This is a genomic window from Fibrobacter succinogenes subsp. succinogenes S85 (genome assembly GCF_000146505.1).
Lineage (GTDB): Bacteria > Fibrobacterota > Fibrobacteria > Fibrobacterales > Fibrobacteraceae > Fibrobacter > Fibrobacter succinogenes.
The window spans coordinates 1201806-1221894 of the sequence record NC_017448.1 but is presented as its reverse complement, the minus strand read 5'-3'; the positions used below and the strand labels follow the sequence as shown (position 1 = coordinate 1221894).

At 48.1% G+C, this 20089-nt stretch carries 17 protein-coding genes; 13 read left to right on the top strand and 4 right to left on the bottom strand.

Annotated features, from left to right (window positions below):
* Positions 1-67: 67 nt before the first annotated feature.
* Positions 68-442, bottom strand: coding sequence for an HU family DNA-binding protein (locus FSU_RS05190; RefSeq protein ID WP_014545436.1), 375 nt, complete (start codon positions 440-442; stop codon positions 68-70).
* A gap of 105 nt (positions 443-547) precedes the next feature.
* Here FSU_RS05190 and FSU_RS05185 point away from each other — a divergent pair, with 105 nt between their 5' ends.
* The 6 genes from FSU_RS05185 (at position 548) to FSU_RS05160 (ending at position 8391) form a co-directional block, all read left to right on the top strand.
* Positions 548-1726 carry a tRNA dihydrouridine synthase gene (locus FSU_RS05185; RefSeq protein ID WP_014545435.1) on the top strand — a complete coding sequence of 393 codons (1179 nt, stop codon included), beginning with the start codon at positions 548-550 and terminating at the stop codon, positions 1724-1726.
* A 78-nt stretch (positions 1727-1804) separates the two neighbouring features.
* The gene (locus FSU_RS05180) at positions 1805-2632 is read left to right on the top strand and encodes a TIGR02147 family protein (RefSeq protein WP_014545434.1); all 828 of its coding nucleotides are present in this window, start codon (positions 1805-1807) and stop codon (positions 2630-2632) included.
* Between the two features lie 19 nt (positions 2633-2651).
* On the top strand, positions 2652-3605 hold the full coding sequence (locus FSU_RS05175; RefSeq protein ID WP_014545433.1) for a hypothetical protein: 954 nt from the start codon (positions 2652-2654) through the stop codon (positions 3603-3605).
* A gap of 149 nt (positions 3606-3754) precedes the next feature.
* Entirely contained in the window at positions 3755-5641 is a 1887-nt protein-coding gene (locus tag FSU_RS05170) for an HD-GYP domain-containing protein (RefSeq protein ID WP_014545432.1), read from the top strand.
* Positions 5642-5774: 133 nt separating this feature from the next.
* The gene (locus tag FSU_RS05165; RefSeq protein ID WP_015731777.1) at positions 5775-7070 is read left to right on the top strand and encodes an aminotransferase class I/II-fold pyridoxal phosphate-dependent enzyme; all 1296 of its coding nucleotides are present in this window, start codon (positions 5775-5777) and stop codon (positions 7068-7070) included.
* A 31-nt stretch (positions 7071-7101) separates the two neighbouring features.
* Positions 7102-8391 (top strand): citrate synthase, encoded by a 1290-nt coding sequence (locus FSU_RS05160; protein WP_015731776.1) that lies wholly within the window; start codon positions 7102-7104, stop codon positions 8389-8391.
* A 51-nt stretch (positions 8392-8442) separates the two neighbouring features.
* Here FSU_RS05160 and FSU_RS05155 read toward each other — a convergent pair whose 3' ends face one another.
* Positions 8443-10827 (bottom strand): HD domain-containing phosphohydrolase, encoded by a 2385-nt coding sequence (locus FSU_RS05155; protein WP_014545430.1) that lies wholly within the window; start codon positions 10825-10827, stop codon positions 8443-8445.
* Between the two features lie 470 nt (positions 10828-11297).
* Between FSU_RS05155 and FSU_RS05150 the strand changes: the two genes are divergently transcribed.
* The 4 genes from FSU_RS05150 to FSU_RS05135 all read left to right on the top strand — a co-directional run bounded on the left by FSU_RS05150 (position 11298) and on the right by FSU_RS05135 (position 14269).
* The gene (locus FSU_RS05150) at positions 11298-12302 is read left to right on the top strand and encodes an acyltransferase family protein (protein WP_014545429.1); all 1005 of its coding nucleotides are present in this window, start codon (positions 11298-11300) and stop codon (positions 12300-12302) included.
* Between the two features lie 99 nt (positions 12303-12401).
* Positions 12402-12677 (top strand): type II toxin-antitoxin system Phd/YefM family antitoxin, encoded by a 276-nt coding sequence (locus FSU_RS05145; protein ID WP_015731775.1) that lies wholly within the window; start codon positions 12402-12404, stop codon positions 12675-12677.
* Positions 12667-13005: a type II toxin-antitoxin system RelE/ParE family toxin gene (locus tag FSU_RS05140; RefSeq protein WP_014545428.1), complete on the top strand. Its 339-nt coding sequence runs from the start codon at positions 12667-12669 to the stop codon at positions 13003-13005. The genes FSU_RS05145 and FSU_RS05140 overlap by 11 nt, the downstream gene beginning before the upstream one ends.
* 199 nt (positions 13006-13204) lie before the next feature.
* Positions 13205-14269 carry a branched-chain amino acid aminotransferase gene (locus FSU_RS05135; protein ID WP_276324415.1) on the top strand — a complete coding sequence of 355 codons (1065 nt, stop codon included), beginning with the start codon at positions 13205-13207 and terminating at the stop codon, positions 14267-14269.
* Positions 14270-14317: 48 nt separating this feature from the next.
* On the opposite strand, the gene recQ is transcribed toward FSU_RS05135, so the two are convergent.
* Complete coding sequence (gene recQ / locus FSU_RS05130) at positions 14318-16162, bottom strand: DNA helicase RecQ (RefSeq protein ID WP_014545426.1); 1845 nt, start codon at positions 16160-16162, stop codon at positions 14318-14320.
* A 57-nt stretch (positions 16163-16219) separates the two neighbouring features.
* Between recQ and FSU_RS05125 the strand changes: the two genes are divergently transcribed.
* From FSU_RS05125 to ettA, 3 genes are all read left to right on the top strand, one after another.
* Positions 16220-16864, top strand: a complete 645-nt coding sequence (locus tag FSU_RS05125; RefSeq protein ID WP_014545425.1) for a CatB-related O-acetyltransferase — start codon at positions 16220-16222, stop codon at positions 16862-16864.
* A gap of 126 nt (positions 16865-16990) precedes the next feature.
* The gene (locus FSU_RS05120; protein ID WP_015731773.1) at positions 16991-17569 is read left to right on the top strand and encodes a flavodoxin; all 579 of its coding nucleotides are present in this window, start codon (positions 16991-16993) and stop codon (positions 17567-17569) included.
* A 284-nt stretch (positions 17570-17853) separates the two neighbouring features.
* On the top strand, positions 17854-19548 hold the full coding sequence (gene ettA / locus FSU_RS05110; RefSeq protein WP_014545422.1) for an energy-dependent translational throttle protein EttA: 1695 nt from the start codon (positions 17854-17856) through the stop codon (positions 19546-19548).
* 143 nt (positions 19549-19691) lie between these two features.
* Here ettA and FSU_RS05105 read toward each other — a convergent pair whose 3' ends face one another.
* Entirely contained in the window at positions 19692-20012 is a 321-nt protein-coding gene (locus tag FSU_RS05105) for a hypothetical protein (RefSeq protein WP_155808699.1), read from the bottom strand.
* Positions 20013-20089: the final 77 nt, after the last annotated feature.

Here is a 20089-nt window from a genome sequence, read left to right as displayed (position 1 = left end):
CGGCGTTCAAGCCGGCTCTTTCGTATCAGGCGTTTGCGTTGCCTGAGTTAATAGGTTCAACGTTCGTTTAGATGGAATCGTCGTCGCTACCGACGTGTACGATTTCGTTTTCAGTTTCGAGTTCCGGCTGTACGGATGCTTCGCCGAGGATGCCTTCGAGCGAATTGATCTTGTCCTTAATGTCGTTGCTGAACTTGAATGTCGGGACCAAGCGTTCGTCGATGAGGACTGTTTCACCAGTGCGGGGGTTGCGTGCCGGGCGAGCCTTGCGGGGCTTGCAGGCGAACGTGCCGAAACCGCGAATTTCAATAGTATTGCCTTCGATAAGCTTCTCGCCGAGGAGGTCGAGGAACTGTTCGACAACAATTTTAATATCATTGCGCACAAATCCGGTGGATTTGGCGATTTCCTGAATAAGAGATTGTTTAGTTATATTAGCCACGCACTAAATATAAGTTTAACATAGACTTAGAGTGATGGTTAAAGCGAAATTAAATATCTTTTTCGGGTTCACATTGCGGAATATTTGTGAATAGTTGTGACTTAAATGTTGAAGATTGATAATTTGCCTAAAAAGGTCCGTTTTAATCTCCGAAACAAGGAGATTTTCCCCAATACAATCCTCAGTCCGATGGATGGAGTGACTGATGCTCCGTTCAGGAGGCTTTGCCGGGTGCTTTCGGGCGACCGCATGGGACTTTTGGTTTCTGAGTTTGTTCCGACCGATGGCGATGCCGTGTTCAATCCGGATGGTCACAAGCAACTGAAGTTTTTCCCGGAAGAGCGCCCGTTTGGTGTGCAGATTTTTGGGCGTTTCCCGGACCGTATGGCGGCGGCAGCCGGCAAGATTGCCGAGCGTTACCATCCGGAATTCATCGAAGTGAACGCTGGGTGTCCGGCGCCGAAGGTGGCGGGCAAGGGGAGCGGTTCTGGACTTTTGCGGGACTTGCCCCGTTTGCAAGAGATTCTGCATGACGTGAAGGCGGTTTTGGACGCAAAGACGCCGGAGATTCCGCTTACGCTTAAGTGCCGTATTGGCTGGGACGACGATAGCATCAACGTGATGGAAACGCTCAAGATTGCCGAGGGCGAGGGCGTTGAAATGCTCACAGTTCATGGTCGTACACGTTTGCAGGGCTATAACGGCCTCGCGAACTGGGACTGGATTGGCAAAGTTGCAGCTGCGGCAAAGATTCCCGTGATTGGCAATGGCGATGTGAATAGCGTCGAATGCGCACGCGAACGCATCAATACTTATGGCGTTTCGGGCGTGAGCATTGGGCGCGGGGCGATGCATAACCCGTGGATTTTCGGGCAGATTGCAGATGCGTGGGAAGGTCGCGAAAAGCATGTGATTACCGCGCAAGAAGCGCTTGATGTGTTTCCGCTCTATTACAAGTTTAAGATTGAGGATGGGGCGACGGAAATGAATGCGATGGGCCGCATGAAACAGCTCGCTGCGAGATTGTGCAAGGGGTTTGTGTTAGACGAGAAATATTGTCATCCTGGAGCCGAAGGCGATAGGATCCAAGATGGTGATAACGTCGCGATGTCGGTGCGGCAGGCGCTTTTGACGTGCCAATCGGCAGCAGAAATGCTCGAATGCGTTGAAAAACTCAAGGATGGGATTGCCCGTGAAATGGTCTTTGAGCCGGAACGCCTCGTGAACCTCAACGGCGCCAAAGAAACCGAACTAAAGTTTGGTGACCAGTTTAAAGGCCGATAAAAACAAGTACTCAAAAAAAATCTCAAAAATTTACGTTAACCTATTGACTTTGAGTCAAAAATTGAGTACATTTGGAGTATGGACAAGTTTATTGACATATTCCAGTTTACTCATTTCCGCAAGTACTTGGATGAATACCAGGCCGCTCGCGTGCAGACCGATCCTGAATTTACAAGAGCGGGAGCCTGTGCTTTGCTGGGGCTCCCCAAGACTCGCAGTTATTACAACGATATCGTCAAAGGAAAAAAACTTACTGGGCGCATGATTCCCAAGTTCGTGGAAGTTCTTGGACTCAATAAGAAAGAGGCCAAGTACTTTGAAACGATGGTGAATTTCGACCAAGCGAAAACGACAACGGAACGCAATGCGTTTTTTGATGAACTCATCAAGCAGCATCCGGATCCGCACCACATCTTGAATGAAGATGCCTACGAGTATTACAACCATTGGTATAATAGCGTGTTGTTTACAGCGTTAGATGTGATGGATGTTTCGGATGATCTTGAGCCGATTCAAAAGCGCATTTTCCCGAAGGTCTCCGTGGGGACTTTGAAGCGTTCGCTTGAATTGCTGGAACGCATTGGCTTTGTGCGCAAGAACGAAGACGGCTTTTGGAAAAGCTCGCGCGATTCGGTGAGCAGTGGGGCTTACAACAATAATGATTTGGTGCGTCAATACCAGTTGCAGTGCTTTGAACTTTCGAAGCAGGCGCTGCTTGCCGATGACGATAATCCGTCGGACATGGGAACGTTTACGTTCAGCGTTTCGGACGATGCGTATAAAGAAATTGCCTTGGAAATTCAGAACCTGAAAGCCAAGGTGCGCAAGATTATTACGCAAGACAAGAAAGAGGCGACTGGGGTACACCAGTTGAATATTCACTTGTTCACGAATTTGAAAAAATAAAAAACGAGGAGGAATAATTATGATTACTGATAAAATTACAAAGATGGGCGTTGCGCTTGCTATGCTTGGTCTTGGATTGCTTGCCGCTTGCGGTGATACCAATGTGGCATCGTCGTACAGCGAAACGCAGACGGGAAAGCCCGTGATTCGGTCGGGAATGCCTATTGCCGAACTGGATACGACTTATATCCGCAAGATTATTGACGAAGGCGGTGATGGTTGCCATGTGCTTGCCAAGAGTGCTGTTGATGTAGAATCGGATGACGTGACTGAGATTGATAGTGCTGTTACAGAAACGACTATTGTTATGGCCCGTATTACTTGCAAAAGCTATAATGATATTCATCTATTTATAAAAACAAGAGCGAAAGTGGTCGATGATGCTGGGGCTCCTGTTGTGGGGGCTATTGTTTATGAAAAAGATTGTTCCTTTGATGATAAAAGTTGCCAGCATGTTACGGATAAGGATGGATACTTTTATATAGATAGTGTAAACTTCCAGACCTATTATCAAAATGAAACGAAGAACCCCAAATATGCTTATGTCCCCAGATATCACGAAATTCAGTTGCGTGCGCTTTCTGCGGATTCCAACTTCGGTGCGTTGGTTAGTTTGAATTTTGCTGATGCCACTGTTGAATCTGTTGATGATATAGCTGTTGCGGATTTGGGAAAAATAGTTGTAGAACCTGTGTACTCCGCAAAAGTGTATTTGGACTCCCTTTTTGCGACTGTCGATGAAAATACTCCGGAAAGCGATAAGCCCTATATTGAAGAATGGAATGAGACGATGACGAAAGGTCTTGGAGAAATGGGTATTTGTGCGAGTGGATATTTCCCCTGTTATAAGGCTTACGAAGAAGATTACAAAAATGGATATGTGGTTTTATTTGGCTTGCCAGAAGGAACTTATAAACTTGGTGTAAGTCATGTTTGGGGTCCCCTCCCACAGTTGGTGGTGACAAAGCCGTAGTCAGATTATAAATAATACGTTAGAGGAGGAAAAGGTTTCAGCGGCTCTTCGGGGTCGCTGAAATTTTTTTACACAAAAATCCAATTAGAATTGTTAAATAAATCACTCTTTTTTTTGCAAATGTTAAAAAAATATTCTATATACAGGATGTGAAAACTTTTGTTTCTGCCCATAAGCTCGTTCAGATTACAATCCTGATTGTTATCGGTATAGTCATCAACCGACTGCTTGCCGATTTAGCCATTCATTTTGAATTGCCGCTGTACCTGGATAGCGTGGGTACGGTTGTCGTGGCGGTGATTGGCGGGTTTAGCCCTGGCGCGATTGTCGGGTTCTTGACGAACTTCATTGGCGGTTTTGTTGATTCTTCGACGTTCTACTACGGCACGATTAACGTGATGATTGCCGTGTGCGCTGGAATTGCGGCAAGGCGTGGCGCGTTCCACAAGATTACTCGTTTGCCGATGCTGCTTGGAATGTTGATGATTTTGAGCATTCCATGTTCGGTGCTTTCGTACTTCCTTTTTGACTTTAAAATTGCAGAAAATGTGGTGACGCCTATTGCGACGGCTTTGCACGAAAGCGGGCTTCCGGTTCTTCTGTCGCAGATTTTGGCGGACTTCTGCACGGAAATTCCAGATAAGTCCATTTCGATTATTGTGGCTTATGTGCTGATTCGCTTGACGCCACGCTGGTTTGCCAAGGCGTTTGATTCTGTTTCTGGCCGTTCGCACGAAGACCGTTACCGTTCCAAGAACGAAATCCATACGCTTAAGGCCCAGGTGACGGCACTCTTGTTCGTGTCGAGCTTTGCGCTTGCGGTGGTGGCTACGGCAGTCGCTTACAAGACGTATTCCGAAGCGGAAATCCATGAAACAACGCTTTTGGCGGAATCGGTGAACAGGCTTGTGTCGGATGCTATCCAGAATGCGGATTCGGCGACGCTTCACGAGTACATTCATGATCTCAAAGGCAAGCATCCGCGTATTTTGACTATTACACCGGGCATGCATGAGACGGGCAAGTGGGATGTCTCGATTGTCTGTACTGAGGCCCCGAATCCGGTCTGTACCAAGTTTAGCCTTGCCGCGATTCGTATTAGCGTGGTGCTGTTCTGCACGAAGATTTTCTCAACGCTGTTTGGACTTTTGCTAGCGATTGTGTTTACGGCTATCTTGATTGCAAACCGCAAGGTGGTTTACCCGATTCACGAAATGACGCTTGAAATGGACAACTTTGCCTACGACAGTAGCAGGGGACGCCGTGAGTCCATCAACCAGATCAAGGGTCTTGAAGTGGTGACGGGCAACGAAATTGAGAATCTGCATTCGGCGATTATCAAGGCGGTCGAAGAAATTGATTTGTACATCAACAAGTCCGAGTACCAGGCGGCCTCGATTGCAGCTCTCCAGACGAACATCATTACGGTGCTTGGCGACATGGTGGAAAATCGCGACGAGACGACGGGTGGCCATGTGCGCCGTACGGCGGCTTATGCCGAACTCATTGCTCGCGAATTGAAGGATCGCGGCAAGGAACCCGAAATTGACGATGCGTTTATTTCGACGATTGCGGTGGCAGCTCCGCTCCATGATATCGGCAAGATTAACATTTCTGACGTGATTTTGAATAAGCCGGGCAAGCTGACGGACGAAGAATTTGCTGAAATGAAAAAACATACGGTCTATGGCCGCGATATGCTCGTGCGTGCATCTAAGAACTTGGGTGAGACGGCTTACCTCAAGATGGCGAAGGAAATTGCCTACAGCCACCACGAATGGTGGGATGGCTCGCGAGGCTATCCGGAACGCTTGAAGGGCAAGGATATTCCGCTTTCGGCACGCATTATGGCGGTTGCGGATGTGTATGACGCGCTTGTTTCGGAACGTCCGTACAAGAAGGCTTTCTCGGTGGACGAGGCTATCCGCATCATTACCGAGGAAAGTGGTACGCACTTTGACCCGGAAGTGGTCAATGCTTTCGTGAAAAACCGCGAAACCGTCGAACAAATCATGAAAACGAAGTTCGAAGATTGATTTGTTACAATCCCTGTAAAACCTTGTAAAAGCGATTGGTTACAAATCGCTTTTTTGATGTCCTTTTAATCTTGCGGGGGGCTTGCAATTTTTCTAAATTGCCCCGCGGAAATTTCAAAACAGGACATTGAGAATGAACTACAATCCTCTCGCTCAATCTTTGAACGCTGAACTTTCTGCAAACGGTTGCTGCGTTCTTGATATGCTCTCTGAACAGGGCAAGGCCATTTTCTTCCCGCGTAAGGGTATTCTCGGCCAGGGTGCCGAAGCCAAGGGCTCCGACATCAATGCGACTATCGGTACAGCTCTCGAAGATGACGGCTCTCCGCTCGTTCTGGACTGCGTTCTCAAGTCCCTCAATCTTCCGAAGCAGTCCTTCCTCTATGCTCCGAGCTTCGGCAACCCGGACCTCCGCAAGGCTTGGAAGGAACTGGACATCAAGAAGAACCCGACGCTCGCTACCAAGAAGTTCAGCAACCCGGTCGTGACGGCCGCTTTGACGCACGCTATCAGCTGCGCCGGTTACATGTTCCTCGACGCAGGCGATGAAGTCATCATCCCGGATCTTTACTGGGATAACTACGAACTCGTGTTCGAAAATGCCCGTGGCGCAAAGATCAAGACTTTCAACACCTTCAAGAATGGTGGCTTTGATACGGAAGCTTTGAAGGCTGCTCTCGCTGCAAGCAAGTCCGACAAGAAGGTCGTTCTCCTCAACTTCCCGAACAACCCGACTGGCTACACTGCTACCGAAAAGGAAGCGGTCGAAATTGCAAAGATCCTCACGGAATGCGCCGCTGCCGGCAACAAGGTCGTGGCTCTCCTCGACGATGCTTACTTTGGCCTCGTCTACGAAGAAGGTGTGACGAAGGAATCCCTCTTCGTGAAGCTCGTGGACGCTCACGAAAACCTCCTCGCCGTGAAGCTCGATGGCCCGACCAAGGAAGACTACGTTTGGGGCTTCCGCGTTGGCTTTATGTCCTTCGGTTTCAAGGGCGCAACTGAAGCTCAGCTCAAGGCTCTCGAAGATAAGGCTGCCGGTACGGTCCGTGGCAACATTTCTAACGCTCCGTCCATTAGCCAGAAGATTTTGCTCGCCGCATTCCAGAGCCCGGAATACGCTCAGCAGAAGGCTGAAAAGTACGCTGTTCTCAAGAAACGCTACGACATCATCAAGCAAGAATTTGCTGCTCATCCGGAATACAAGGACGCCTTTGAACCGATGCCGTGCAACAGCGGTTACTTTATGTGCATCAAGCCGAAGGGCGTTGACGCCGAAGAACTCCGCCAGAAGCTCATCAAGGATTACAGCACGGGCACGATCATGCTCTCCGGCCTTATCCGCGTTGCATTCAGCGCCGTTCCGACCGAAAAGCTCGGCAAGCTCTTTGAAAATATCTATAATTGCGTTGTAGCGATGAAAGCCTAACTGCGGCGAAGCCGCGCAAAACGGAGGATTTATGTCCGATACAGCAATACTGAATTACGACGGAAAGAAGTACGAACTTCCTGTTGTAACTGGTACTGAAAACGAACATGGTCTTGATGTAAGCAAACTCCGCAAGGATACTGGATTGGTCACGCTGGACTACGGTTACCTCAATACCGGTAGTACCAAGAGTGCCATCACATACGTCAATGGCGAAAAGGGAATTTTGCGCTATCGCGGTTATTCCATCGAGGATCTCGCTGAAAAGGCGACATTCCCGGAAACCGCATGGCTCCTGATTTACGGTGAACTCCCGAATCAGGAACAGTTGAGCCATTTCCGCACGCTCTTGACCGAAAACGCTCTCTTGCACGAGAACTTGCTGCACTTCTTCCGCGAAATGCCGCCGGGAGCCCACCCGATGGGTATTCTCTCCTCTGTGGTGAATGCTGTTGGTCTTTTCACGCCGCGTTTCTACGATGACGAAAACATCGCCAGTGCATTCGAACTCACGACCGCAGGTCTCATTTCCAAGATTCGCACAATTGCCGCATTTGCTTACAAGGCAAGTATCGGTGAACCGTTCGTGTACCCGGAAGCAGAACGCAGCTACTGCAGTAACTTCCTTAACATGATGTTCAGCAGTAAGACTCGCCCGTACCACCCGGATCCGATTATGGAAAAGGCTCTCAACACGCTTTTGATTGTCCATGCGGACCATGAACAGAACTGCTCCACTTCGACCGTTCGCATGGTGGGCAGCTCTCAGGCTAACCTTTACGCAAGCATCTGCGCCGGCATTTGCGCCTTGTGGGGCCCGCTCCACGGTGGTGCAAACCAGGCCGTGCTCGAAACGCTCCTCCGCATTCAGCAGAGCGGCATGACGATTGAACAGGTGATGGCAAAGGCTAAGGACAAGAACGATCCGTTCCGTCTTTCTGGTTTTGGTCACCGCGTTTACAAGAGTTACGACCCGCGCGCCAAGGTGCTTAAGAAGCTCATGTACCAGGTCTTTGAACGCGAACACGTTCACGACCCGCTTTTGGATGTGGCTATCAAGCTCGAAGAAGCCGCCCTCAAGGACGATTACTTTGTCGAACGTAAGCTGTACCCGAATGTGGACTTCTACTCCGGCATTCTCTACCGCGCTATGGGCATCCCGACGAACATGCTTACGGTGATGTTCGCGATTGGCCGCTTGCCGGGCTGGATTGCCCACTGGAAGGAAATGCACGATGATCCGCAGAGCAAGATTAACCGTCCGCGCCAGATTTACACTGGCAAGACGGAACGCGCTTGGATTGATCGCGACAAACGATAAGCGATAATTTGAAAAAAAGGCTCTCGGGATTGACCGAGAGCCTTTTGATATTTAAATCACTTTGGGGCGGCCGGTACGCATGGACAACAGGGAATCGACCATTTCGTTCCAGTGTTCCAGAACGACTTTGCCGATGGCGGGGTCGTACATTTTGCCTAGATTTTTTTCGATTTCTTCACGGCAGTAGTCCAAAGACATGGCGTCGCGGTAAACTCGTTTGCTCGTCATGGCGTCAATGGAGTCTGCGATGGCAATCACGCGAGCGCCTATGGGGATGTCTTCGCCTTTGAGGCCTTCGGGGTAGCCACGGCCGTCGTAGCGTTCATGGTGGTGCAACACTATTTGCACCATTTCGTGCGTGTAGTTCGACTGCATTAGAATCTTTGCGCCAATGACCGGGTGCTGCTTGATGATTTCGAATTCTTCGTCGGTAAGTTTTCCCGGTTTTGTAAGAACGTTGTCTCGAATGCCGATTTTGCCGATATCATGCAGGTGTGCCGCGTGAGTAATCAGCGATATTGAACTTTCTGAAAGGCCTAGAGAGCGTGCTATCAATTCAGAGTAGGCTTTTACGCGTTCAGAATGGTGCGCCGTATAGGAATCTTTAGCTTCTTCGACTGAAATCAGGCAGGAAATCAAGTCCTTGAGGTTCTGGTTTTCGTCGTTTTCGACCGGCTTGTGGTAACGCACCTTGTCGCGATACATGTTCAAGTCGGCTTCCATTTTCCAGTCGCTGATGGACTTGCGGATTCCGGAATCGCTGCGCAGGCGGCTTGCGCCTACAGCTATCGACAGATGGTAAAGCGCCTTTTTATTGTATTCGTTGATGTTCTTTTGCAGTATGGAATACATCGGATAGTGCGAATCTAGCGGCGCTTGTGTGATGACGGCAAATTCGTCGCCACCGATTCTAAAGCAGTTGCCGTTGGTGCCGTAGGTGTTTTTGATGGCTTTGGCGGCGGCCTTGATCAATTCGTCACCGGCCTGGTGGCCGAAGGTGTCGTTTGCGTATTTGAGGCCGTTCACGTCCATCAAGAACATGGTCCAAGAATTTTCTTGGGAGTCTTCCTGGTTGATTGTTTCTAGAAGGGCGTCGAATGCGAGCCTGTTTTCGAGTCCTGTCAGGCTGTCCGTCGTTGCGACATCTTGCAGGTGCTCGTTCATGACACGTAACCTGCTGTTGATCTGTTCCAGTTCAAACGACGTTTCGCGAATGAATGTGGCCATGCGGGCGGCGAGTGGCAAACGGGTGGATTTTTCATCCGGAATTATGACGCCTTTGGCGTGTCCCCGTTTTGTAATGGCGCCTTCGCGCATTGATGCAATGACGAGCGTGATGTTATGTTGGTTTAAAAATCCCTTTTCGCGCAAGAATTCACCGTGCGAGAAAAAGCCCGTGCTGGAGGCGAGCCCTTTGAACGCTGTAATTTCGTATGTAGGTTCGTGCTTGGACCAAAATGCCTTTCGAGCCGCACAGGAGAATATGTGCATGACTTCGGGGGCGAACAGTTCGGCGTTTTCGCTTTCGGTTTTGATTTTTTCGAGAATCAGTTGCGGCTCGCCATACGAGAGGCGGACCATAGAACCTTCGTCAATATCCGAAGACATGGTAAGCGATCCGTCCGGATTGCTGGCACCTGCGGCACGCACGATGGAAATTCCGTTGTGCTCGTAGAGCATCGGGAATTCGAGCGCGTTGTAGAAAAAGTTGTTGTCGTTTTTGATGTTCAGGTACTTGTTGTACACTTCGTAAGCGGGGAGGCTGCTCAATTCGTAAAGGACGTTGCCTTTGGAACGAGTGACGTGGAAGTTACGGCCGATGGGCTTCCATCCGCTAATCTTGCGGGATTCTACATAAAAATCCGGACCGCCGTAGAACACCACTAAAAGGCCTGATGTGGTGTGACCGCCCACGGATGAAAATACGCAGGAATTCGGGCTCGTGATGTCGGGGGAGCAGACGATGCCGCCAAAAATCTGGATGTTCGGGGCCAAGGCGTCGAGCCCTTCGCAAAGATTCGTTGTCGAAAACGGCGAAATGCAGTGGTAGATTTCAACCGCTTTTACCCAGGGGTTCTGCTTGGCTTCTTCCACGATTTCGTGGGCGATGTCGCTGATGGACTTGTTGGAAAAGTCGTACTGCAAAATCTGGATCTTTGTCGTCGGCTTTTCGAATATGATGGCGGATATGGAAATTTCGCTTGCCTTTTCGCAGTCCACGATGTTTCCGCTGGTGGAGTTTCCGAACCACGGTACTTTGGGGAAAACGCGTTCCAATGTTTCCCAAACGGGTCTCAGTTTTTCGGGGTCCAGTTCTTCGGAATGAATCTGGAAACATACGGTGGGCGAGCCGTTTTCTTTGCACCAGTTGCTAAACTGGGCCAGTTCTTTTTCAAACGTGGCCGCATCGTTAAATGCAAAAATCCTGTTTTTCATTTCGGGTTCCCCTTCCTGTTACGCCAAAGCGTAATTCGACTTAGATAATATATCATTTCTAGCCCGGATGTGGCTAAGGAAATGTTGAAATGAGGGATTTTTGGGGCGAAAATGTGATTTTGCGCGATATGGATTGTATGGTGGAGTCTCCATATTGACGGTCAAAATTCATTTTGCTAAAATGTCTTTTGACATAGTTTTATGCCGTAAGGTGTAGAACGTACGATTTAGAGTATTTGCTCTTATTCTCAATCCTGAAACTACCACTTTCAAACTACCTGAGAATAAGGCGAGCGCTCACGTCCCTATGGGGCGTGGGTCGTTTGTGCTTATTAGGTAGATGGGTGTGGTAGCCCTCAGGATTAGTAAGCATTTGAAACGACTACACGCCTTTTTTGTTTTATGACTATTGGGGCAAAAGTCTCCGCAAAAGCAAGAGCATTTAGCTCTTTGTTTTTAAGGAGAAAAATATGGAAAATAGTACTGCCCAATTGGGGCAAGTCGCAAAGAGAAATGAAGTTCTTAATTTACTTAAAGGACTTGCTTGTATAGCTGTGGTTTTTATCCACATCAAATTTCCAGGAGCAGTCGGCATCATTCTTGGATCGTCGTTGACTCATTTTGCCGTTCCTTCATTTTTGATGATTGCTGGGTATTTTGCTTTTGAAAAGGATGAAACTGTTATAAAGAGAAGATTGATAAAAATTTTAAAAATATTTGCTTTTGGTTATCTCTGTTTTCTGGGTTACAATGTATTTGTTCAGATTCTTCGTGGTTTTGCTATAGAGTGGCTGTCGTTAAATTTTAAATATACGACTCCTATCAAATATGCTGTTTTTTGCACGATTGATTTTGCTATACCTCTTTGGTATTTGATTGCTATGGCGGAAACATACATTGTTTGGTATTTTATTGTTAAGCATAAAAAAGAAAATAAAGCTCTTTATGTTATGCCATTGTTATTTCTTTTTAAAATGGTTTTGACAGTATATTGTGAAACGAACCATTTGCCTTGGATGTATAAGATAAATTTTTTAACAGGGGCAATGCCTTATTTTCTTTTTGGATACTATCTTCATTCAAAGGAAACGTTTTTCAAGTCTTTTCGTTATTCGTCTGTTTTGTTGGTGATTATTGCAGGAATCCTTATTTCTATGATTTCCTTGTTTTGTGGCTTCCATATAAAGTTTTCATGTATAGGGATTGTTTTCTATTCTCTTGCTATTTTTTCGTTGGCGATTAAAATCCCTAAAAAATCATATTGCAGACCGTTGGAATATATTGGTGATAAATTGTCTTTGAATGTCTATATATTCCATATGTTGATTGCTAGCGTTTTGTCTACTGTCTGTAGCAAATATCTTTTGAATATTGATTTAAGTGCCGGTTTGTTAAATTGGATTCGTCCAATTTTAGTTGTTATTTTGACGCTGGTTTGGGCTCAAGTGCTTGAAAAGGTTAAAATCCGGTTTTAAAGGAAACTTGCGGGTTGGATCGGGACGCTGCAGAGGTCTCTTGACTTTAATATTTAAAAGGACTATATTTAGTACTGAATATGGTTCTTTGAGGCTTTTATGCAGAAATTGGAAAATATCAAACCGATATCGTATATCAAGGCTAATGCGGCAAAGGTGTTAGATCATGTGAATGAAACTCGGGCTCCTTATATAGTTACGCAAAATGGAGAAGCTCGTGGCGTGATTGTCGATGTGGAAACTTTTCAAACAATGCAGGATGCTCTGAAGCTTTTCAAGCTTATTGCGCAAAGTGAAGCTGAAATAGCAAAAGGAAAAGTTATTCGTCAAAAAGACCTGTTTGATGCTTTGGAGCGAGAACTCGATGCCCTCTAAAAAATTTATGGTTGAATGGTCTGAATCGGCATCTAATGATTTAAGGTCTATTGTTTTTCATATTGCAAAGGAAAGCAAAAAGAATGCTAAAGATTCTTTTGCTAGAATAAAGAAAGAGAGTCTTGTTCTAGAAAGTTTTCCTGATTTAGGGAAGGTCCCTAATGAATTGGATAAACTGCAAATCGGAGGGTTCCGTGAACTTGTGATTTCTCCATGGCGTGTTATCTATCGCAAGGAGAATAATAAGGTTGTTGTGGTTGCAGTTGTTGATTCTAGGCGTGATTTAGAAGATGCTGTTTGGAATCGTATGATGTATCCGTTTATGTAAGCTTTGGAGTAATCGGGGGTGTTGCGGGGGTGTCCCCCGCTCGAAGGGGTGATGTAAGACCCGGCGGGGCCGGGGCTGCAATCAGGGGGAGGCTTCCCCCTTTGTAAGTGGGGCATTTTTTTGCAAAATTTTTGAACAAGGGATGCCAAAAGGGCGTTTATAATTGTATTTTTCAAGCGGTACCGAATGATACCTTTAAATATGCACATTTGCAAAAAAGGTTAATACTATGCAAGTTGATTTGAATACTGTCGATTGGAAGACGCTCCCCTTCGGTTATTACGATACCGATTACAATGTCCGCTGCTACTACCGCAATGGTGAATGGGGCAAGATTGAAGTATCTTCTTCCAAGGACATCAGCATCCATATGGCCGCTACTTGCTTGCATTACGGCCAGGAAGGTTTTGAAGGCCTCAAGGCTTACACGGGCAAGGACGGCAAGGTCCGTATTTTCCGCGTCGATGAAAACGCTAAGCGTATGCAGAATACGGCCAACCGTATTTTGATGGCTGTTCCGCCGGTTGAACTTTTCCGCGAAATGGTCCACACTGTGGTGAAATTGAACAAGCGCTTTGTTCCGCCTTATGGTTATGGCGCAACGCTCTACATCCGTCCGCTCCTGATTGGTATGAGCCCGGAAGTGGGTGTGAAGCCGGCTGATGAATATTTGCTCATGATGTTTGTGACTCCGGTGGGTCCGTACTTCAAGGATGGGTTCAAGCCGGTGGACATGATGATCAGCCGCAACTACGACCGCGCTGCTCCGCAGGGTACGGGTACGGTGAAGGTCGGTGGCAACTACGCTGCTAGCCTCCAGTCTCTTGCTGAAGCCAAGAAGCTCGGTTACTCCAGCACGATTTATCTCGATGCTAAGGAAAAGAAGTATATCGACGAATGCGGTCCGGCAAACTTCTTCGGCATCAAGGGCAAGACCTACGTGACCCCGAAGTCCGAATCCATCTTGCCGTCTATTACGAACAAGAGCTTGCAGCAGTTGGCTGAATACCTCGGCTACACTGTGGAACGTCGCCAGGTTCCGTTTGAAGAACTTGCTGAATTCAGCGAAACGGCTGAATGCGGTACGGCTGCCGTGATTACCCCGATCAAGAAGATTGTGGATCCGGTCGCAGGCAAGGAATTCACTTACGGTGACGGCAAGAATCCGGGTCCGGTCTGCACGGAACTCTTCACCAAGTACACTGCTATCCAGTTCGGTGAAGCTGAAGATCCGTTCGGCTGGACTGAAGTTGTTGATCTTTAATTAGATGAATCTTTTCGAGAATCCCGTGGCGTGTGCTGCGGGATTTTTTTATTGATTCATGTAATCGCGGATGGCGTCTACGAATTGCTGCCCGAACTTTCGGATTTTCATTTCGCCAAAGCCGGATACGTCCTGGAGTTCGTTGATGGATGTGGGCGCTTTGTAGGCGAGATCTCTTAGCGTGCGGTCGGAGAGCACGACATAGGCTGGCCAATTGTTTTCATCAGCGATTTGCCTGCGGACTTTTCGCAGAGCTTCGAATAGGGAATTGTCTTCCGCGTCGTCGGCAGAAGAGTGCGCGTAGGTTGTGTGCGAATTGCCACTGCGATTGAATGATGTGCGACTGCTTCTCGGCTTCGCGTCTTCTTTTGCTTCTGCTTTTGCGGCGATGGCAAGTTCTGCCGTTTTCTTCCCGAAGAGGACTTCGTTACCGCTCTCGGTTATTTTAAGGTGGTTGTTTTCGTTGTAGGCGATTTCAATGTAGCCTAGTTGCAGCATTTGCAAAAGGTAGTCGTGCCAATGCTTGAGCGTTGTCTTGCTACCGACACCGAACGTCTTGAGTTTGTTGTAACCCTTTTGGACGATTTCGTCGCTGAGAGTACCTTTGAGAATGTCGGCGGTCATTGAAAAGCCGATGTGCTCGCCGGTGCGCTTAATGGCAGAAAGTGCTTTTTGCACGAGGATTGTGCCGTTGAAACGCTGTGGCGGGTGCTTGCAAATGTCGCAATTCCCGCAGTTGCTACTGTTGTTTTCACCGAAGTAGTTGAGCAAAATGCGACGACGGCAAACCTGCGATTCGGCATATTCCTGCATGCGGTCGAGCTTCTCGGAGTTGATATCTCGTTGCCCGCTGTCGTTTACAAATTTGCGGAGCGTGATGATGTCCTGGAAATTGTAGAACAGCACCGTTTCGGAAGGGAGACCGTCGCGGCCCGCGCGTCCGATTTCTTGGTAAAAACTCTCTATGCTTTTGGGGAGATTGTAATGGATGACGTAACGGACGTTGCTTTTGTCGATGCCCATGCCGAATGCGATTGTCGCACACACGACATTGATGTTGTCGTTGATGAAATCCTCTTGCACGTTGTTGCGCTCTTCGGCAGTGAGCCCCGCATGGTATGCCTTTGCGTAAACGCCTGCGTTGATGAGTTCTTCGGCGACTTTCTCGGTGCTCTTGCGCGAAAGGCAATAGATGATTCCCGATTCGTGCTTGTGCTTTGAAATGATGGACAAAATCGCCTTCAGCTTTTCGGAAGCGGAATAACCGCGCCGCACATCGAGACTCAGATTCGGGCGGTCGAACGAACTCACGAAAAGTCTAAAGTCTCGCAAGTTCAGCTGGCGGACGATATCTTCTTTTGTGAGCTTGTCTGCCGTTGCCGTCAGTGCCATGATTGTTGCGCTTGGGAATGCTTGGTGCAGCATGCCGAGCTGCGTGTATTCTGGACGGAAGTCGTGTCCCCATTGCGAAATGCAATGCGCCTCGTCGATAGCGAACAGCGAAATGCTCAGGTGCTGTTGCAACCACGGAATTTCCCGCTGCAAGCGCTCCGGCGAGATGTAGAGAATCTTGGTTTGCCCTGCTTTGCAACGCTGCCGGATTGCAGCGTTTTCTCCTTCCTCGTTGTTGCTGTTCAGCGCGTCTGCGCCGATGCCGTTTGCGTTCAGCGCGTCCACCTGGTCTTTCATCAGTGAAATCAACGGTGAAATAACGACCGTGATGCCCTTGAACATCAAGGCCGGAATCTGGTAGCAAATGGACTTTCCGCCGCCAGTCGGCATCAGCACGAGCGCGTCTTTCCCTGAAACGACATGCTCGATGATTTCCTCTTGCATGGGGCGGAATGCATCGTAGCCGAAAACAGATTTTAAAATTTCGTGAGCGGTGGGCATAGCGGGTGTGAAAAATAATATTTTTTTGAATACCTTACATTTCCAAGAGAGGGCCCTATGCCAAATACACTCCCTGATCCGATGACGGTCCACCCGATTGCGGGGTACGATAAGGAAATTTACGTGAAGCCGATGGTCAAGAATCCGCAGATTGTCGTGGGCGATTTCACCTACATTGCCGATAGCGATTTTGAGAGTCACGTGACGCATCTGTATCCGTGGAATGACGACAAGTTAATTGTCGGAAAATTCTGCCAAATCGCGGCAGGGGTGGAGTTCGTGATGAATGGCGCGAACCATCAGATGAATGCTGTTTCGACGTTCCCGTTTTACACATTGCAGGGGTGGAATATGGCGCCTCCTGCGAAGGAAAATTTGCCGCTCAAGGGCGATACGGTGATTGGGAACGACGTGTGGATTGGGCAGAACGCGGTAATTTTGCCGGGCGTGCATATTGGCGATGGTGCGATTGTCGGTGCAAATGCCGTTGTGGGGAGCGATGTGGAGCCTTATACGATTGTGGCGGGTAACCCGGCGCAGTATATCCGCAGCCGTTTTGACGAGGAACTGACGATGCTTTTGCTCAAGTGGAAATGGTGGGATAAGTCCGTCGAAGAAATTAATACGCTCATTCCGGTAATTACGAACTCGGACTTGAATTTCGTCAAGGCTAAAATTAAGCAGTTCTTGGCGTGTATTTAGTGGATTGATGCCGTTTTGTTTGCTTTAGCTCAAATGTATTCCATATTGTTCTAATTGCGTGTGGTTTCTCTTATTTTTTTATATTATTTTTAGTTAATGGTAAAAAATTGAGAACAGGAGCGGAGCATGCGTAAAATAGTCTTAATTCTATTGATGTTTCTCATTGGTGTATCCATGGCGGCCGAAAAGAAAATCCTCGTCGCCTATTTTTCCCATATTGGCGAAAACGTCAGCGTCGGTACAATTATCAAAGGTAATACCGAAATCATTGCCGAGATGATTGCGGAAAAGACGGGCGCTACGCTTTTGCGCGTGATGCCAGAAACGGAATACCCCAGGACCTATGATGAATGCCTCAGTGCAGCGAAAAAGGATCGCGCAGAAAACGCTCGTCCGGCGATTAAACCTGTGGAGGTAAATCCTGAGGAGTTTGATGAAATTTATATTGGTTATCCAGTGTGGTTGAACGATATGCCTATGCTGATGTATACTTTTCTTGAAAAGTATAATCTGAAGGGAAAGTTGGTTCATCCGTTCGTGACGCATGAGGGGAGTGGTCTTTCTGCCATTGCAAAACTGAAAAAGGCTGCAACGGGAGCCGTTGTGACGAAAGGTCTTTCTATCTATGGGCATATTGCTCAGAATAATCGTAAAAAAGCTCAGAAGGATGTGGATAAGTGGTTAAAATATCTCGGTGTGCTTTAGATATTGCGATGGGCGTGGTCTCGGCTCTTGGCGTTTATGGAATTTATGCCTTTATCGAACGAGGCTTGTGGAAATACATGACGCTTCAACAACCGTTCTTTTCTTTGGATCTGGAGCACGGATATCTGCTATTTACTTTGGATTACATCGCTATTATGGCGCTATTCGCAGTCTCGATGCAGCTTGTAATGTTGGCTCTGAACAGATATTTCTATATTAGGAATGCATAATTAAACTGCGGCATGGCCGCTAACCTCTAATCACTAACCATTAATCACTAAAATATGGCCGAACAAAACAAAGCAGAAAAATTCGTTTTCTACATGTACAAAATGACCAAGTCCTATCCGCCTAACAAAGAGGTGCTGAAGGACATTTCTTTGAGCTTCTACTATGGCGCAAAGATTGGTATTATCGGCCAGAACGGTGCCGGTAAGTCAACGCTTCTCCGCATTATGGCGGGTATTGACAAGGAATTCCAGGGCGAAGCTTGGATTGAACCGGGCCGCACCGCAGGCTACTTGCCGCAGGAACCGCAGCTTGACCCGAACTTGACCGTCAAGGAAAACGTGATGCAGGCTGTTGCTAAAAAGCAGGCCGTGCTCGACCGCTTCAACGAAATTTCCATGAAGTTTGCTGAACCGATGGAAGACGACGAGATGAACAAGCTTCTCGACGAACAGGCTAAGCTTCAGGACATCATCGATGCTCAGGACTTGTGGAGCCTTGACCGCAACATTGAAATTGCAATGGACGCTCTCCGTTGCCCGCCGGGCGATTGGCCGGTGACGAACCTATCCGGCGGTGAAAAGCGCCGTGTGGCCCTCTGCCGCTTGCTCCTCGAAGAACCGGATTTGTTGCTCTTGGACGAACCGACGAACCACTTGGATGCCGAAACGGTTGCATGGCTCGAACGTCACCTCCGCGAATACAAGGGCTCCGTGATTCTCGTGACGCATGACCGTTACTTCCTTGACAACGTAACGAACTGGATCTTGGAAATTGACCGCGGCCGCGGCATTCCTTGGGAAGGCAATTACGCCCAGTGGCTTGACCAGAAACTTGAACGCATGAAGAACGAAGAAAAGGGTGAATCTGACCGTCAGAAGCGCCTCGCTCGTGAACAGGAATGGGTCAAGCAGAGTCCGAAGGCTCGCCAGGCAAAGAGCAAGGCTCGTCTCAAGGCTTACGAAGAACTCTTGGCCGAAGATTCCAAGGAACAAATCAAGGTTGCTCAGATCCACATTGCAAACGGCAAGCGCTTGGGCGATGTCGTCATTCAAGCGGAACATTTGCAGAAGGCCTTTGGCGAAAAGGTGCTGTTCGACGATTTGAACTTCAGTTTGCCGCGCTCGGGTATCGTGGGCATTATCGGTCCGAACGGTGCTGGTAAGACAACTTTGTTCAAGATTATCATGGGCCAGGAAAAGCCGGATGGCGGTACGCTCAAGATTGGCGAAACAGTCGAAATCATCAGTATGGAACAGGGCCGCGAAAGCTTGGACGATTCCAAGACGGTTTGGGAATCCATCACGGGAGGCAACGACGAAATCTTGGTGGGCGACCGCAAGATGAATGGCCGTGCTTACTGCGGTCTCTTCAATTTCACGGGTGCAGCCCAGCAGAAGAAACTCTCGCAGCTCTCTGGTGGTGAGCGCAACCGCGTGCTCATGGCAAAGAACTTGCAGAAGCCGGGCAACCTCTTGTTCCTTGACGAACCGACGAACGACTTGGACATTGAAACGTTGCAGGCTCTCGAACAGGCTATCCTCAAGTTCGCAGGCTGCGCCGTGATCATCTCGCATGACCGCTGGTTCCTCGACCGTATCGCAACGCACATCCTCGCTTACGAAGGCGATTCGAAGGTCGTGTGGTTCGAAGGCAACTGGAGCGAATACGAAGCTGATCGCCGCAAGCGCCTCGGTGAAGACGCCGACAATCCGAAGCCGATTCGATACAAGACGCTCAAGCGCGACTAAGTCGCGTTATTAGACGAAAGAACGCCCGCCACGGCGGGCTACAGACGAAAGACGAGAGATCCCCGGCAGGTCACTGAGCTTGTCGAAGTGTGCTGGGGTCGCCATTTAAAAAAACGGGACTCGAAAGAGTCCCGTTTTGTATTCTATTTGTCTTTCTTCCTTGCGGCGATGAGTTCGTCAAAGGATTTTTCTTTTTCTCTTAAGCCCATAATTTCGTCGAATTTGTCCGTTTCGTCGCCGTGGTTATCTTCTTCCGAAAAATAATCGTCGATGAATTGCTGTTTCCCATTTATGGGTCTTTCTGCCGGAAATACTCCAAATACAAAAATGCAGATTGCAGAAAAAAGAGAATATGTAAGGAATACGTAAAACACTTTTTCAAAGCCGAAAATAGGAACCAGAAAAGCTCCAAATATAAGCCCTCCGACAGTGAATACCGCCCACACGTAGAGTTTATTTTTCAAATTATCGCTCATGACAAACCTGAAAATATAAAAGTATGCTACAAAAAATACGAAATTTTCAATTTGGTAGCACGAAA